Source organism: Streptomyces sp. NPDC054794 (assembly GCF_053611585.1).
Window position 1 is genome coordinate 94,076 of sequence record NZ_JBSHAQ010000028.1, and the last position, 14,977, is coordinate 109,052.

At 71.0% G+C, this 14,977-nt stretch carries 17 protein-coding genes; 16 read left to right on the forward strand and 1 reads right to left on the reverse strand.

Annotation, left to right across the window (positions count from 1 at the left end):
- Window positions 1-35 precede the first annotated feature (35 nt).
- Window positions 36-959 carry an anti-sigma factor RsbA family regulatory protein gene (locus ACWGKT_RS27665; protein WP_453275841.1) on the forward strand — a complete coding sequence of 308 codons (924 nt, stop codon included), beginning with the start codon at window positions 36-38 and terminating at the stop codon, window positions 957-959.
- 91 nt (window positions 960-1,050) lie between these two features.
- Window positions 1,051-1,533, forward strand: coding sequence for an ATP-binding protein (locus ACWGKT_RS27670; RefSeq protein ID WP_453275842.1), 483 nt, complete (start codon window positions 1,051-1,053; stop codon window positions 1,531-1,533).
- Between the two features lie 124 nt (window positions 1,534-1,657).
- On the opposite strand, the gene ACWGKT_RS27675 is transcribed toward ACWGKT_RS27670, so the two are convergent.
- Window positions 1,658-3,358 (reverse strand): chitinase, encoded by a 1,701-nt coding sequence (locus tag ACWGKT_RS27675; protein WP_453275843.1) that lies wholly within the window; start codon window positions 3,356-3,358, stop codon window positions 1,658-1,660.
- A 247-nt stretch (window positions 3,359-3,605) separates the two neighbouring features.
- Here ACWGKT_RS27675 and ACWGKT_RS27680 point away from each other — a divergent pair, with 247 nt between their 5' ends.
- The 14 genes from ACWGKT_RS27680 to ACWGKT_RS27745 all read left to right on the forward strand — a co-directional run bounded on the left by ACWGKT_RS27680 (window position 3,606) and on the right by ACWGKT_RS27745 (window position 14,901).
- The gene (locus ACWGKT_RS27680) at window positions 3,606-4,466 is read left to right on the forward strand and encodes a hypothetical protein (RefSeq protein WP_374296069.1); all 861 of its coding nucleotides are present in this window, start codon (window positions 3,606-3,608) and stop codon (window positions 4,464-4,466) included.
- A 67-nt stretch (window positions 4,467-4,533) separates the two neighbouring features.
- Window positions 4,534-5,244, forward strand: coding sequence for a Flp pilus assembly protein CpaB (gene cpaB, locus ACWGKT_RS27685; RefSeq protein WP_453275844.1), 711 nt, complete (start codon window positions 4,534-4,536; stop codon window positions 5,242-5,244).
- 12 nt (window positions 5,245-5,256) lie between these two features.
- Window positions 5,257-6,510, forward strand: a complete 1,254-nt coding sequence (locus ACWGKT_RS27690) for an AAA family ATPase (RefSeq protein WP_453275845.1) — start codon at window positions 5,257-5,259, stop codon at window positions 6,508-6,510.
- A 71-nt stretch (window positions 6,511-6,581) separates the two neighbouring features.
- Complete coding sequence (locus ACWGKT_RS27695) at window positions 6,582-6,911, forward strand: pilus assembly protein (RefSeq protein ID WP_356143450.1); 330 nt, start codon at window positions 6,582-6,584, stop codon at window positions 6,909-6,911.
- 1 nt (window position 6,912) lies between these two features.
- The gene (locus ACWGKT_RS27700; protein ID WP_356143238.1) at window positions 6,913-7,263 is read left to right on the forward strand and encodes a TadE/TadG family type IV pilus assembly protein; all 351 of its coding nucleotides are present in this window, start codon (window positions 6,913-6,915) and stop codon (window positions 7,261-7,263) included.
- A gap of 24 nt (window positions 7,264-7,287) precedes the next feature.
- A complete protein-coding gene (locus tag ACWGKT_RS27705) occupies window positions 7,288-8,625 on the forward strand; it encodes a CpaF family protein (protein WP_453275846.1) in 1,338 nt (445 codons plus the stop codon).
- 13 nt (window positions 8,626-8,638) lie between these two features.
- A complete protein-coding gene (locus ACWGKT_RS27710; protein ID WP_453275847.1) occupies window positions 8,639-9,583 on the forward strand; it encodes a type II secretion system F family protein in 945 nt (314 codons plus the stop codon).
- A 16-nt stretch (window positions 9,584-9,599) separates the two neighbouring features.
- A complete protein-coding gene (locus ACWGKT_RS27715) occupies window positions 9,600-10,487 on the forward strand; it encodes a DUF5936 domain-containing protein (RefSeq protein WP_356143232.1) in 888 nt (295 codons plus the stop codon).
- A 273-nt stretch (window positions 10,488-10,760) separates the two neighbouring features.
- Window positions 10,761-11,978: a sensor histidine kinase gene (locus tag ACWGKT_RS27720; RefSeq protein WP_453275848.1), complete on the forward strand. Its 1,218-nt coding sequence runs from the start codon at window positions 10,761-10,763 to the stop codon at window positions 11,976-11,978.
- Window positions 11,975-12,745, forward strand: a complete 771-nt coding sequence (locus ACWGKT_RS27725) for a response regulator (protein ID WP_453275849.1) — start codon at window positions 11,975-11,977, stop codon at window positions 12,743-12,745. Before ACWGKT_RS27720 ends, ACWGKT_RS27725 begins: the two co-directional genes overlap by 4 nt.
- A 116-nt stretch (window positions 12,746-12,861) precedes the next feature.
- Window positions 12,862-13,059: a Flp family type IVb pilin gene (locus ACWGKT_RS27730; protein WP_453275850.1), complete on the forward strand. Its 198-nt coding sequence runs from the start codon at window positions 12,862-12,864 to the stop codon at window positions 13,057-13,059.
- Window positions 13,056-13,670, forward strand: coding sequence for a pilus assembly protein TadG-related protein (locus tag ACWGKT_RS27735; protein WP_453275862.1), 615 nt, complete (start codon window positions 13,056-13,058; stop codon window positions 13,668-13,670). Before ACWGKT_RS27730 ends, ACWGKT_RS27735 begins: the two co-directional genes overlap by 4 nt.
- 16 nt (window positions 13,671-13,686) lie before the next feature.
- A complete protein-coding gene (locus tag ACWGKT_RS27740) occupies window positions 13,687-14,268 on the forward strand; it encodes a hypothetical protein (RefSeq protein ID WP_453275851.1) in 582 nt (193 codons plus the stop codon).
- 6 nt (window positions 14,269-14,274) lie between these two features.
- Entirely contained in the window at window positions 14,275-14,901 is a 627-nt protein-coding gene (locus ACWGKT_RS27745; protein WP_453275852.1) for an OmpA family protein, read from the forward strand.
- Window positions 14,902-14,977: the final 76 nt, after the last annotated feature.

The following is a 14,977-nucleotide window of genomic DNA, read 5'->3' on the forward strand; positions in this document are numbered from 1 at the left end:
CACACCGTGACGGACGTACGAGAGATGGGGATCCCATGAGTACAGACACCGGGGCGCAGTCCGGACCCGCCGAGGGCGCGTTCGACCACCGGATGGCCGAGTTCGGCTCCAACGACGCGTTCGTGGCGGCCGCGCTGCCCTTCCTCGCCGAGGGCCTCGGCGCCCCCGGCGAACCCCCGCCCGTGGCCATCGCCGCCCCCGCCCGGCTGGACCTCCTGCGGGACGCCCTCGGCACGGACGCCAAGGACGTCGGCTTCGTCCCGCACACCGACTGGTACACCGGCTCCGCCGCCAACGCCGTGGCCCAGGGCGCCGGTTACCTCGCCGCGCACGCCGGCCCGGGCGGAAGTATCCACCTCCTCATGGAGCCGGACTGGGCGGGCCGCGCGGGCCGTTCGCCCCGGGAGAGCGCCGAGTGGATCCGCTACGAGTCCCTCGCCAACCTCCTCTTCGCCCCCTTCTCCACGACGGCCCTGTGCGTCTACGACACCCGCACCGCCGGCCCCGCCCTGGTCGAGGAGGCCCGCCGGGCCCACCCCGGTACGGGCCTGTACGAGGCCCCGCCCACCCTCGTGCGCGAACTGGACGCCGTACCCCTGCCGCCGCCGCCCGGCGACGCGACCTCGCTGCCGGTGGCGGACCTGGACGACGGCGTGCGCACCTGGGCGGCCGAACACGGACTCCCGCCCGCGGACGCGGAGTTGTTCACCACGGCCGTCACGGAGGCGGCGACGGCCCTCGGCCCGGCGACCGGCGCCCTGCTGTGGGGACGGGCCCCGGCCTGCGTCTGCGAACTCCGTCTGCCGCGCGGCGTCGCCGACCCGCTCGCGGGCTTCGTACCGCCGCCGACCGGGGACCTGGAGCCGGGGCAGGGGCTGTGGTTCACCCGGCAGGTGTGCGCGTACGTGGACGTGCGCGACGGTGCGGACGGGGCGACGGTCCGCATCCAGTACGCGTAGCCCGGACGCAGATAGGTACGGGTGGGTACAGGTAGGGAATGGGGTAATCCTCCCCGTGTGGGGCGGTGCGCGGGGAGGCACCCTGAAGGGCATGCTGCAACCCTCCGGGAGACACTTTCCGGATCCCCACCCTCAGTACGCGGCGTACCCGCAGCCCCCCATACGGGCAGGCCACCTGAGTGTCGAGTACGAGCCGCTGCCCACGGCGGCCCGCGAGGCGCGCGCAGCGGTACGCCGGCACCTGGAGGAATGGGGGCTGGCGGAGCAGAGCGACGTGGCGGACGTCGCCGAACTCCTGGTCAGCGAGCTGGCCACCAACGCTCTGCGGCACGCCGCGAGCCGCTTCAGGCTCACCCTCTCCGCCTCGCACGGCGTGCTCCGCTGCGAGGTCGGCGACGCCGACCGCCGGGCCCCGCGCCTGATCGACGCGGGCGCCGGGGAGAGCGGCAGGGGAATGGCCCTGGTGAACGCCCTCGCTCAACGCTGGGGCTGCCACGAGGAGGGGCCGGGGAAGACGGTGTGGTTCGAGCTCGGCACGTGCGGCGACGAGGGGTGCGGGTGGCGGGGGCTGTAGCGCCCGAGCGCGACACCGGCCGGGAAGCGGACGGCCCCCACGGCCACTCGCAAGTGGCGTGGGGGCAACCCGTGGGGGGTCGGAATCGGCTCGGGTCGAGCCTTTCGGGATCAGGGTTCAGGGTCTACGGCAGCCCGTGCACATGCGCCCCCACCCCGTTCGACCAGGCGTTGCCGGACTTGGCGTCCCAGTTGGTGGACCAGGTCATCGCGCCGCGCAGGTCGGGGTAGGTCTTCGAGGGCTTGAAGGAGCCGCACGAGGTGCCCCTGGTGAGGCAGTCCAGGGCGTTGTCGACGATCGTGGGGGAGACGTAGCCGCTGCCCGCCGCGCTGGTCGAGGCGGGCAGGCCGAGGCCCACCTGGGACGGGGACAGGCCGCCCTCCAGCTGGATGCAGGCCAGGGCGGTCAGGAAGTCGACCGAGCCCTGCGAGTACACCTTGCCGTCGCAGCCGAGCATCGAACCGCTGTTGTAGTACTGCATGTTGACGACCGTGAGGATGTCCTTCACGTTCAGGGCCGTCTGGAAGTACGTGTTCGACGTCGACTGCATGTCGATCGTCTGCGGCGCCATGGTGAGCACCAGCGACGAGCCCGCCTTGGCCGACAGCGCGCGCAGCGCCTGCGACATGTACGTCGCGTTCAGACCGTTCTCCAGGTCGATGTCGACGCCGTCGAAGCCGTACGTCTGCATCAGCGAGTAGACGGAGTTCGCGAAGTTCGTCGCCGACGTCGGGTCGCTCACCGACACCGTGCCGTTCTGGCCGCCGACCGAGACGACGACCTTCTTCCCGGCCGCCTGCTTCGCCCTGATGTCCGCCTTGAACTGGTCGACGGTGTAGCCGCCGAGCCCGGCCGAGTCCAGGTTGAAGGTGACCGCGCCCGGAGTCGACGTGGCGTCCGCGAAGGCCACCGCGATGATGTCGTAGGCGGACGGGACGTCGGACAGCTTCTGCACCGTCGCGCCGTTGTTGAAGTTCTGCCAGTAGCCGGTGACCGCGTGCCGGGGCACGGCGCCGCCCCCGCCTCCGCCGCCCGATGCCGTCGTCGTCCCGGTCACGGCCGCCGACTTCGGGGACTCACCCGCCGAGTTGGTCGCGGTGACCTGGAAGGAGTACGACGTCGACGCCGCGAGGCCGGTGACGGTCGCGGACGTGCCGGTCACCGCCGTGACCTTCGTGCCGTCGCGGTAGACGTTGTAGCCCGTCGCGCCGGAGACCGCGTTCCAGGCCAGCGAGACCGACGAGGACGTCGTGCCGGAGACGGCGAGGCCGCCGGGAGCGCCCGGCACGGTCGGGGCCGGGTCGCCGCCCCCGCCGCCGTCGGGCCCGTACACCGACACGTCGTCGGCGTAGTACGCCGCCTGGCCGTACCAGCCGTGCGTGTAGACGCTGACCGAGGTCGTCGACGACCCCGTGGTGAACGTCGTCGACAGCTGCTTCCACGACGCCGAGTCGGGGGTCCAGGTCGAGACGTCCGTGGTGCCCGTGCCCGTCACGCCCAGGAACGCGTAGCCGCCCTGCACCCACGCGCTCAGCGTGTACGTGGAGTTCGGCTTCACCGCCACCGTCTGGGTGCACTGGGCGGAGTCCTGCCCGGCCGGTGTCGCCTTCAGCGCGGCCGCGCCGGAGTGGACGGGGGAGGAGACCGTCGCGCCGCTGTTCGCGGAGCAGGTCCAGTTGCTCAGGGCCGACTCGAAGCCGGCGTTCTTGACGTTGTTCACGTCCGCTGCGGAGGCCGGGCCGGCGGAGATCCCCGCCGCCGTCACGGCCAGCGCGAGGGCCGCCACGGCCGACCAGGTTCGTGTGCGTGGTCTGAATCTGGGCATGACAACAAGTTGGTCCAGACCAATCCGCCTGTCAATAGGTCCAGACCAAATCGGAGGGTGGTCGGATGCTCAACCTGTCCTGATTTGGCGGGGCTTGTGAGCAGACGGATCCCGAGCAGCTGCACAAACGCTGTTCTCCGGTCACAGAGGCGTGGATACAGTGCTGAGGTAGTCACGCAATGAAGTCGTCCCGGCCCATGGGAGTAACGCCGGTGGGCCGACGGGTGGGGAGAGCGGGGAGCTGCGCGTGCCAACTGCCATTGCCGTGACCAGCGCCGACATGGCGCTGCCAGTGCAGGACGAACGGACCATGCCCGCCGTGGTGCTGCGGGACCTCGACAAGCGGCCGCTGGAGCATGCGCTGGCCGAACTCCAGGCGCTCGTCGAGCAGCACGGGCATGTGATCGTCCTGTGCTCGCAGGCCGTCCCGGCGGCGGTCACCCAGCGCCTCCACACCCTGCGCTCGCTCCTGGAGAGCGACCGCATCGCCCTGTTCCGGCCCGACCTGCCGCCCCTCGGACTCGCGGTCCTCGCGCGCCAGTTGCGGCAGCTCGCCTCCTGCGACCTCAGTCCGGGCGTGCTCGCCTCCGCCGGGCGACTGCTCGTCCACTACATCCACTCCGGCGCGGTCCTCGGCTCCGTCGCCCGGCTCGACCGCGTCCCGGTCGGGCTCAAGGCGCACGCCAAGTCCTGGGTGCCGGGCAGCCAGTTCGCGGTCGTCGCGCACCCCGAGCCGCAGCTGGTCCGGGTCGGGCCCGGCGCCACCCTGGCCGGACCCGAGTTCAGCACCTGGATGCTCGTCGCCCGGGGGCAGCTGCAGTCCGACTGGCTCGCCTCGCTGGCCAAGTCCTGGAGCGCGCACGGCCTGCGCGAGACCCCGTTGCCGGCCGAGTCCCCGCAGTGGTGGGGGACGAGCCGGCTCATCGAGTTCTGCAGCTATCTCGCCGACCTCTCCGTGCTCTACCAACTGGTCACCTCGGTACGGCAGAGCACCTGCCACTGGTGCGGCATCGACGTCATCGGCGACCGCTGCGTCTTCTGCTCCGCGACCCCACCCGTCTACGAGCCCCCCGCACCCCGGGCCCTGGAACAACGCACGCCCGCCTGACCCGCCCCGACCGCACACTCCCCGACGATCCCGCTCGACCGATTCCCCCAATGAGGTTGCACGGCTCATGAACTCCCGTCAGCGCCGCGGCGTGATACTGCTGATCCTGTCGGTCGTCTGCGCGCTCGGCGCCTTCGCCGGCGTCCTGTCCGTCATCGACGACGTGAAGTCCAAGGTCGGCCCCGAGGTCACCGCGTACCGGGTCAGGTCCGACGTGGCGCCGTACGCCACGCTGAACACCAGCCAGTTCGAGAAGATCAAGATGCCCGAGCGGTGGCTGTCGTCCAACGCGGTCACCAGCCTGCGCGAGATCCAGGGCAAGATCGCCGTGACCACCCTGCGCAAGGGCTCGCTGCTGCAGTCCGACATGATCGTCGACCAGCCCGCGCTCCAGGCGGGCGAGCAGGAGGTCGCCATCATGATCGACGCGGCCACCGGCGTGGCCGGCAAGATCACCCCGGGCTCCCGCGTCAACGTCTACGCCACCTTCGAGGGCAAGAAGCAGGGCGATCCGGACCAGTCCAAGATCATCGTGACCAACGCCCGGGTCCTCGACGTCGGCCGGCTCACCTCCCTGGAGCCCGACAGCAAGAGCCAGGACCGCCAGGGGCCCACCGACGCCGTCCCGATCACCTTCGCACTGTCCACCATCGACGCCCAGCGCATCACCTACGCCGAGTCGTTCGCCCAGCGGGTCCGGCTCGCGCTGGTCGCCCCCGGCAGCGAGACCACCGTCCCGGACAAGGACCGCACGTACGAACTCGCGACGGACAAGTGAGAGGCGGTCCGCATGCCCACCAGGATCCTCCCGGCCGTCTCGGACGCGGACGCCGTCCGCTCCGTGACGACCCTGCTCAGCCAGCTGCCGGACGCCGAACCGCTCGCCCCGGTCGTCGACTCCACCCAGCTGATCGACACCCTCGCCCGCCTCGCCGCCGAGTCCGTCGACGACCTTCCCGAGGTCGTCGTCGTCCATGAACGCATCGGCCCGGTCCCGGCCCTGGAACTCATCCGCGAAGTCGCCCTGCGCTTCCCGGCCGTCGGCGTCATCCTCGTCACCACCGACGTCAGCTCCGGCCTCTTCTCCGCCGCCATGGACTCCGGTGCCCGCGGACTGGTCGGGCTGCCCCTGAGCTACGAGGAGCTGGCCAGCCGCGTCCAGGCCGTCGCCCAGTGGTCCAACGGCGTACGGCGCCATCTCGGCCACGGCGCCGACGTGTTCAGCGGCGTCGGCGGCACCGTCGTCACGGTCAGCGGCGCCAAGGGCGGCGTCGGCGCCACCCTCTGCGCCATCCAGCTGGCCCTCGCCGCCCAGGCCTCCGGCCGCGCCACCGCCCTGGTCGACATGGACCTCCAGACCGGCGACGTCGCCTCCTTCCTCGACGTCCAGTTCCGCCGCTCGGTCGCCGACCTCGCCGCCATCACCGACATCTCCCCGCGCGTCCTCGCCGATGCCGTCTTCCGCCACGAAACGGGCCTCGCCCTGCTGCTCGCGCCCGGGGACGGCGAACGCGGCGAGGAGGTCACCGACCGCGCCGCCCGGCAGATCATCAGCGCCCTGCGCTCCCGCTACGAGGTGGTCGTCGTCGACTGCGGCGCCCAGCTCGGCGGGGCGAGCGCGGCCGCCGTCGAGATGGCCGAGACGGCGCTCCTGCTCACCACCCCGGACGTGGTCGCCGTACGTGCCGCCAAGCGCACGGTCCGGATGTGGGACCGGCTGCAGATCCGCAAGGCCGAGGAGACCACGGTGGTGGTCAACCGCCACTCGCGCGGTACGGAGATCCAGCCGCAGCTCGTCCAGCGCATCACCGGCACCGCGCTGGCCGGCACGGCCGTCCCCGCCAACTTCAAGGAACTCCAGGCGGTGGTGGACGCCGGACGCGTCCACGAACTCGACAGCAGGAGCACGGTGAAACAGGCCCTGTGGTCCCTCGCCGGGGAGCTCGGACTGGTGCGGGCGCCCGCGGGGGACCGGCGGGCCGGCCGGACGCGGGGCGACCGGGCGTCGGTGAGTCTGCGGCGCCGCAGGGAGGGCGGCGGGTGAAACGGCCGGAGGGAGACAAGGCGAAACGGCCGGGGGGCGACAAGGGGCAGGTCACCATCGAGTTCCTCGGCATGACGCCGTTGATCGTGCTGACGCTGGTGCTGATGTGGCAGTGCGTGCTCGTGGGGTACACCTTCACGCTCGCCGGGAATGCTGCGGACGAAGGGGTGCGGGCGGGGACGGCGGCGCCTCCGGGGGCGCGCTTGGACGTGTGCAAGCAAGCGGCGCTGAAGCATCTGTCCGGGGCGTGGAAGGGGGGTGCCGCGGTGAGGCACTGCGACGGGTCCGGCTATGTGACCGCGGACGTCGACCTCAAGGTCCCGGTGCTCTTCCCCGGCTTCCTCGACTTCCCCGTCACGGTGCACGGCCACGCCGGTGCCGTCGAGGAGGTGAAGCGCTGAGATGCCGTGCGAGCGCAAGCGGCGCGACGCCGGTCAAGTCGCCATCGAATACCTCGGCTTCATCCCGATCCTGCTGATCGTCGCCCTGGCCGGCATCCAGATCGGCGCGGTCGCCTACGCCGCCGAACAGGCGGGGACGGCGGCCCGTGCGGGGGCGCGGGCCGCCTCACTGCGACAGGACGTGGGACAGGCGTGCGCGGACGCGGTCAGCGGCGGCATGAAGGTGGCCTGCGAGCCCTCGGAAGGGGACGACTCCGTCACCGTCACCGCCAGTGTCTCCATCCCGTCGCTCGTCCCCGGCTGGCCCTTCGACACCGCCCGCCAGACCGCCACCATGCCGCTCGACCACTGACCGAGGAGCGAGGAGCAGCCACCCATGAGCCTGCGGGCACGCATCAACTCCCCCGAGGAGCAGGGCAGCCGGGGCGAGGACGGCCACCTGGTCGCCTCGTACCGGGCCAAGCTCTTGGAGGAGATCGACCTCGCGGAGATGAGCTCGCTGGCCGCCGCCGAGCGTCGGGCCCGGCTGGAGCGGGTGCTCGGGCACATCATCAGCCGCGAGGGCCCGGTCCTGTCGACGGTCGAGCGTTCCCAGCTGATCCGCCGGGTGGTCGACGAGGCGCTGGGCCTCGGCATCCTGGAACCGCTGCTCGAAGACGCCTCCATCACGGAGATCATGGTGAACGGCCCGGACGCGATCTTCGTCGAGCGCGGCGGGCGGGTCGAGCAGCTGCCGCTCCGCTTCGTCTCCCAGGACCAGCTGATGCAGACGATCGAGCGGATCGTCTCCACGGTCAACCGCCGCGTGGACGAGTCGAACCCGATGGTCGACGCGCGTCTCCCGTCCGGCGAGCGCGTCAACGTCATCATCCCGCCGCTGTCGCTGACCGGCCCCACCCTCACCATCCGCCGCTTCCCGCGCTCCTTCACCCTCCAGGAGCTGATCGGCTTCGGCTCGCTGGACGAGCACATGCTGTTCCTGCTCGCGGGCCTGGTGCAGGCGAAGTTCAACATCATCGTCTCCGGCGCCACCGGCACCGGCAAGACGACGCTGCTCAACGCCCTCTCCGGGCTGATCCCGGCACACGAGCGGATCATCACCATCGAGGACTCCGCCGAACTCCAGCTCCAGCAGACGCACGTGGTCCGCCTGGAGTCCCGCCCGCCGAACGTGGAGGGCAAGGGCCAGGTCACCATCCGCGACCTGGTGCGCAACTCCCTGCGCATGCGCCCCGACCGCATCGTGGTCGGTGAGGTCCGCGGCGGCGAGTCCCTCGACATGCTGCAGGCCATGTCCACCGGCCACGACGGCTCCCTGGCCACCGTGCACGCCAACAGCGCCGAGGACGCGCTCACCCGACTGCAGACCCTCGCCTCGATGTCGGACGTCGAGGTCCCCTTCGTAGCCCTGCACGACCAGATCAACAGCGCCGTCGACGTCATCGTCCAGCTGACCCGCTTCGCCGACGGCGCCCGCCGCATCACCGAGATCGCCCTGCTCGACAGCCACGGCGGCGAGCCGTACCGGATCGCGACCGTGGCCCGCTTCCACGCGCGGCCCATGACCCACGACGGCCGTGTCCACGGCACCTTCGAGTACTTCCCCCTGCCACGCCGCACCGCCGACCGCCTCTACATGGCGGGCCAGCCCCTACCCCAGGCCTTCGGCGTCGCCCTCAGCGCGGACCAGCTCGCCACCCGAGAAGCCAGGTAGGTAGGCCATCCCCATGGATCTCCACACCCTCGTCACCCTCACCTCCGGCGTCACGCTGCTGACCTGCGTCCTGGCCGTCGCCGGTGTGCACACCTACGCCTCGGGCCGGGCCCAGCGCGCCGCGCTCATCGACCGTCTGTCGTACACCGGCCGGATCCCCGAGACCGGGCGGCGGCGCCGCTTCCGCAACCTCGACCGGCGGCTGCGCCGCACCCGGCTCGGCAGGAAACTGGAGCTGCGGCTGGTGGCGACGGGGCTGGACGTCACCCCGGGCGAGTTCTTCGTCTACATGCTCGCCGCGGTCGCCGCCCTCTGGCTCATCGGCCAGGCGGCCCTGGCCCCCTTCTTCGGGCCGCTGGCCGGACTCCTGGGCATCGGGGCCGCCGTGCAGTTCCTCAACTGGCAGCGGCAAAAACGCATCGAGCGCTTCATCAACCAGCTCCCCGAACTGGCCCGCATCCTGGCCAACGCCACCCAGGCCGGCCTCGCCCTGCGCACCGCGATCGGCATGGCGGCGGAGGAGCTGGAGGCCCCGGCGGGCGAGGAACTCTCCAAGGTCGCCGACCAGTTGGCGATCGGGCACTCGATGGACGACGCGCTCGGCGAACTCGCCGACCGTCTCCCCTCCCGCGAACTCGTCGTCCTGGTCACCACCCTGGTCCTGTCCAACAAGGCCGGCGGCCAGGTCGTCTCGGCCCTGCGCAACCTCACCGAGACGCTGGAGGAGCGCAAGGAGACCCGGCGCGAGATCCGCACCCAGCTCTCCCAGGTGACCATGACCTCGTACGCCGTCCCCGTCATGGGCATCGGCGTGCTCTTCCTCATGGACGGCGTCAAGGAGGGCGCCCTGGAGCGCATGACCGGCTCACCGGTCGGCCAGGCCTGCGTGATCATCGCGTTCGCGCTCTACGCCATCGGCTTCGTCCTCATCCGCCGGATGAGCCGGATCGACGTCTGAGGGAGGGAGCGGAGTCATGGCATTTCTGCTGGCACTGGTCATGGGCCTCGGCGTCTGGGGCGCCTTCGCCGGGATCCGCATGTACCGGGCGGACGCCAAACTGCCCGGCGACCTGGCGGTGGCCCTGGAGGTGGGAGCGACCCGCACCGGCGCGGTCGACTCCCTGATCGACCGCCTGGGCATGCGTTACGCGCCCACCGTCCTGCGCCTGATGGGCCCCAAGCAGGTCGCCAAGTACCGCCGCAGGATCGACCTCGCGGGCAACCCCGGCGGCCTGACCATAGACCGCTACGCGGCGCGCCGGGCGGTGTACGGCGCGCTGGGCGCCGTCGGCTTCCTGGTGATGCTGCCGCGCGGCCACTACTTCGTGGCGCTGCTGCTGCTGGCCTTCGGCGCGTTCTGGACGGAGGTCGGCATCTGGTCGGCGATCCGGGTCCGCAAGGACGTCATCGAGCGGACCCTGCCCGACTTCCTCGACGTCCTGGCGGTGGTGGTCAGCGCGGGCCTCGGCTTCCGCCAGGCCCTGGACCGCGTGGCCTCCCGGTACGAGGGTCCCTGGGCCGACGAACTCCGTATCACGCTGCGCCAGATGGACCTGGGCATGAGCCGCCGCCAGGCCTTCGCGGAGCTGCGCCGCCGCAACGACTCGGAGCAGGTCGCCATGTTCGTCACGGCGCTGCAGCAGGGCGAGGAACTGGGCGCGCCGATCGTCGACACGCTGGTGTCCCTCGCCAAGGACATGCGCCGTACGGACGCCCAGAACGCCCGCCGCAAGGCCGCCCGTGCGGTACCCCGGGCCACGCTGATGATCACGACGTTCATGGTCCCGGCGACGATGCTGCTGCTGGGCGCCGGCCTGCTGCTGGGCTCCGGGGTGGACTTCGGCTCGATCACGGGGAAGTAGGCGGAGGCGGCGACGGTGACGACGATGACGAGGGAAGGCACCGGGCGACGGTGGCGGCGGGGGAGGCCGGAAGCGGTCCGTGCCGGGGCGGCGGGCGAAGCGCCCGCGCCCGCACGCACGCCGGAGGTCCCGTCCGCACGCACACCGCAGGTCCCGCCGGCACCCGCGCCGCAGGTCCCACCCGCCCCGCAGGTCCCCTCCGCACCCACCGCCGGTCCCCGGCCCCCCTTCGTGCCGGACCCGGAGAAGATTCAGATACGCGCTCTGCAGGCCATGTGCCGGCAGGTGTTCGGGTTCCGGCTGGCCATGATCGCCCTGGCCGCCCCCGCCGCCCTCCTCAACGCCGCCCCCGGCCTGGGCGTCCGCCTGGTGGGCGCGGCCGTCGTCGTCACCTTCATGGCGTCGTACGTCCTCTTCCGCGACTGGGAACGCTTCGGCCCCCTGCTCCTGCGCCACCCCACCCTGCTCGCCGCGGACACCCTCTTCGGCTCGCTGCTCCTCGTCTCGGCGGGCCCGGACACCACCCTCGCCTACGTCAGCGTCTGCACCCCCCTGCTCGCCGGGCTGGTCTACAGCTGGCGGGGCGCGGCCTGCTTCGCCTCGCTCCAGTCCCTGATCCTGCTCCTGGTCCACGCGACGCTGAAGGGCCACCACCACGCCGACGTCGCGCAGTCCCTCCTCCTGCCCGGCCTCTGCGTGATCGCGGGCGCGGTCGGTTCGACCCTGCGCAACCTGATGCTCCGCTTCGGCGCCGCGACCCGGGCGCTGACGACGGTGCAGGCCCGCCTCGCCGTCACGGAGGCGGTCAACGCCGAACGGGCCAGGCTGGCCAGGGAGATGCACGACTCGGTGGCGAAGACGCTGTACGGCGTCGCGCTGGCCGCGGACGGTCTGGCGGCGTCGGCCTCGGCGGACCCGATGGACGCCGACCGCGTCAAGCAGCAGGCGGAACTGGTCTCCCGCTCGGCCCGCAGGGCGGCCGCCGAGACCCGGGAACTCCTCACCGACCTGCGCCGGGAGCACGACCCGGCACACGGCACGGACGTGCTGACGGAGATGGCGGCCCGTACAGCGGACTTCGCGACGCGTACGGGCCTGGCGGCAGTGTATTGCCCCACGGGCGAACAATCTTCCCTCCTGCTCCCGCCCGCGGTCGCCCGCCACCTCCTCACGATCGTGTCGGAGGCCCTGGAGAACGCCCACCGGCACGCGGAGGCGACCCGGGTGGAGGTACGGGCGGGAGTCCACGGCGACGTACTCCGGATCGGCGTCCTCGACGACGGCAAGGGCCTCCCGCCGGGCACGGACCTCGAACAACTCCGCCGCACGGGTCACTTCGGCCTGGTCGGCATGGTGGAACGGGCGGCGTCGGTAGGCGCCCGCGTCCACCTCGGCGGCGTCGACCGCGCGGGCGGGGGCACGGAGGTCCTCGTGGAGCTCCCGCTGGACGCGTTGGCACCCCCCACACCCCAATCCCCCCGAGAAGCATGAGAGGAGGCACCCCGATGCCGAGGAACCCCTTCGAGAACTTCCCGCCGACCACCCCTCCCGCCCCGCTCCGGCTCGTGGTCGCCGACGACAACCCCGTGGTCCGCGCGGGCCTGACCGCCCTGCTGTCCGGCCGGGCGGACACCACCGTGGTCGCGGAGGTCGCGGACGGCCGCGCCGCGTGCGAGGCGGCGCACCGGCACCGCCCCGACGTGATCCTCCTCGACGTCCGGATGCCCGACGTCGACGGCATCTCGGCACTTCCGTACCTGGTGCCGCTGGCCCCGGTCCTGATGCTCACCTACAGCCACGAGCCGGAGACCATCCAGGAGGCGGTACGCCTGGGTGCCGGGGGCTACCTGGTCCACGGCGAGTTCGACGTGGAGCAGTTGGTGAGGGCGGTACGGGACATCAAGGAGGGGCGGCCGCACTTCACGACCACGGCGGCAGGGGCGTTACTGTCCCAGCTGCAACCGCATGCAACTGCACACTCGGGAGGTGAACTCCCCGCGATCCCAACGCAAACTTCCCCTCAAAAGCTTTCGCTAATGCAATCCAATGTGGGACAGTCATTGAGGTCGCGATTCCGACTGAGTACCAGGGAGGCGGAGATCATGGACCTCATCGCGTCCGGCATGAACAACCAGCAGATCGCCGCCACCTGCTTCATCAGCGAGAAGACGGTCAAGAACCACATCAACCGCATCTTCGCCAAGCTCCACAGCACGAGCCGCTCACAGGCGGCCGCGAAGTGGCTGGGGGTGGCGTGACATGGGGGCGCGGGGGAGGGGTGGTTGGGTCCGGGAATGGGTCCTGGGGCCCTCCGGGAGGCTGGGTGTTCCGCCCTACGTTGGCTGGATCGGAAGCGAACCTGGAGGGGAAACCAATGAGCAAGTGGTTCAACACCACCGTCACATACCTACAGGCCCGCGCTGTCCGCAACGACAAGGGTCAGACCGCGGTGGAGTACCTCGGCATCATTGCGGTGGTCGTGGCGATCGTGCTGGCGATCACGGGTACGGACATCGGTCAGACCATCTACAACGCGATCGTCGACAAGATCACCGAAGTCACGGGCGGCTGAACCGGCCCGGCAGGTACACCGACGCAGGGCAGGCCTTCCCCATCTACATCACGGTGGTGGCGGGCCTGCTCTTCCTTGCGTTCGCCTACCTCGCGGTCGGCCAGGCCGCGGTCAACCGGAGCGGCGCCCAGACGGCCGCGGACGCGGCGGCGCTCGCGGCGGCCCAGGACAAGCGGGACAAACTCGCGGCCGAGTGGGTGAAGGACGTAGTCGACCCGAAGCAGTGGCAGCGCATCTTCGACGGCGACGGGACGGACATCGGCGATCCCTGCGCGCGGGCGGTAGAGCTCGCCGACAGCAACGACGCCACGGGCCATTGCGATCCGCAGGGCCTGCTGGCCTACACGGTCAGCGTCCAGAGCAACAAGCCGGTCGGTGACTCCGTCGTCCCCGGAACGGAGAACGTGTACTCGAAGGCCACCGCCATCGCCGTGATCGAGCCGCTCTGTGGGTTCGATCCGCCAGGTGAGGACACCGGGGACCACACCCTGCCACAGCTCACCTGCAAGGACGGGGACCAGGACCGGAAATGGGACCTGGACCCGGACGACCTCACCGACCTCCCGAAACCCCAGGACCTCTTCGACGTTCACCTGGCGAACCACGAGTGATGAAGGAAAGAGAGTGATGAGCGATCGGTTCACGGCGAAGGCCCGCAGGGGGATGGTCGCGCTGACCGTTGCGGCTGGTCTGGCCATCGGTGTGGCCGGCTGCGGCGGCGGTGGTGGCGACGACGGCAAGAAGCCGGAGGCCTCGGCGTCCGCGTCCAAGGGCGGGACCAACCCGAGTGCTCAGCAAGGGCAGGCAAAAGCGCCCCTGGCCGAGTTGAAGGGGCCCAATGGGCTGCTCCTCCAGATCACCTCGGCCGAGCGGGACACGGGTGGGTTCGTCACGGTCAATGGCACCCTGAAGAACGACGGTGGCAACACGATCACCATTCCCGCCCAGTTGAGCGGGAACGAGACCGAGATCATCAGGAACGGCCATTCGCTCGGCGGAGCCACCTTGGTGGATTCCAAGGGAAAGAAGCGCTACTACGTCCTCCGCGACACCGAAGGTCGTCCCCTCACCACGACAGGGCTCTCGACGATCAAGTCGGGGGAGACCGTCCCGGTGTTCATGCAGTTCCCGGCTCCGCCCGCCGACACTTCAGACGTGTCCTTCCAGCTGCCCATGTTCGCCTCCGCCGACATCACGATCTCCGGGTGAGGCACTGTGACCCTCACAACCCGCCTCCCCCTGGCCGCAACCACCGCCGCCCTCCTCGTCGCGACCACCCTCTACGCCGCCGGCCCGGTACACGCCGACGACAGTGACCCCAGCGTTCCCCCGGGCACCGAGGCCTCCGCCTCCGCCCCCGTCAAGGTCGACCCCACCGACCCGGACCTGAAGCTGCCCGAGGGGGCCACCCTCGCCGCAGCCAAGGTGCTGGACATCAAGTCGGTCGTGGAGGAGCAGAGCGGTGACGAGCGCCGCGAGGACACCAACGCTGATGTGAAGTTCGCGCTCCAGGCCGAGGTGCTGTTCGGCAAGGACAGCTCCAAGCTCAACGACGAGGCGAAGTCCCGCATTTCGGCCATCGCCGAGGAGATCAAGAAGCAGAACGCGACCCGGATCCGCGTCTTCGGCTTCACGGACGACCTCGGCTCGTCCGCCCACGGCGACGTGCTGTCCCGGCAACGGGCCAACGCCGTACAGGCATTCCTGGACCAGGACCTGAACGACCCGGGCATCACGTTCGAGGTGCGGGGCTACGGCGAGCAGTACCCGATCGCGGACAACTCGACGGAGGCGGGGCGGAAGAAGAACAGGCGGGTGGAGGTGTCGTTCCCACGGGCGTGAACCGGGGCGGGAGCCGGCCGGGCCCCGTTGCGCGAAACGGTGTTTCGTGACCTCTTCCAAAGGCCGTTACGGTCGG

Excerpts from the sequence above, each read along its gene's own strand:
- ACWGKT_RS27710 (WP_453275847.1), top strand. The coding sequence starts at position 8,639 with ATGGATCTCCACACCCTCGTCACCCTCACCTCCGGCGTCACGCTGCTG.
- ACWGKT_RS27725 (WP_453275849.1), top strand. The coding sequence starts at position 11,975 with ATGAGAGGAGGCACCCCGATGCCGAGGAACCCCTTCGAGAACTTCCCG.
- ACWGKT_RS27715 (WP_356143232.1), top strand. The coding sequence starts at position 9,600 with ATGGCATTTCTGCTGGCACTGGTCATGGGCCTCGGCGTCTGGGGCGCC.
- ACWGKT_RS27665 (WP_453275841.1), top strand. The coding sequence starts at position 36 with ATGAGTACAGACACCGGGGCGCAGTCCGGACCCGCCGAGGGCGCGTTC.
- ACWGKT_RS27690 (WP_453275845.1), top strand. The coding sequence starts at position 5,257 with ATGCCCACCAGGATCCTCCCGGCCGTCTCGGACGCGGACGCCGTCCGC.
- ACWGKT_RS27670 (WP_453275842.1), top strand. The coding sequence starts at position 1,051 with ATGCTGCAACCCTCCGGGAGACACTTTCCGGATCCCCACCCTCAGTAC.
- ACWGKT_RS27695 (WP_356143450.1), top strand. The coding sequence starts at position 6,582 with ATGACGCCGTTGATCGTGCTGACGCTGGTGCTGATGTGGCAGTGCGTG.
- cpaB (WP_453275844.1), top strand. The coding sequence starts at position 4,534 with ATGAACTCCCGTCAGCGCCGCGGCGTGATACTGCTGATCCTGTCGGTC.
- ACWGKT_RS27720 (WP_453275848.1), top strand. The coding sequence starts at position 10,761 with ATGTGCCGGCAGGTGTTCGGGTTCCGGCTGGCCATGATCGCCCTGGCC.
- ACWGKT_RS27730 (WP_453275850.1), top strand. The coding sequence starts at position 12,862 with ATGAGCAAGTGGTTCAACACCACCGTCACATACCTACAGGCCCGCGCT.
- ACWGKT_RS27740 (WP_453275851.1), top strand. The coding sequence starts at position 13,687 with ATGAGCGATCGGTTCACGGCGAAGGCCCGCAGGGGGATGGTCGCGCTG.
- ACWGKT_RS27675 (WP_453275843.1), bottom strand. The coding sequence starts at position 3,358 with ATGCCCAGATTCAGACCACGCACACGAACCTGGTCGGCCGTGGCGGCC.
- ACWGKT_RS27705 (WP_453275846.1), top strand. The coding sequence starts at position 7,288 with ATGAGCCTGCGGGCACGCATCAACTCCCCCGAGGAGCAGGGCAGCCGG.
- ACWGKT_RS27700 (WP_356143238.1), top strand. The coding sequence starts at position 6,913 with ATGCCGTGCGAGCGCAAGCGGCGCGACGCCGGTCAAGTCGCCATCGAA.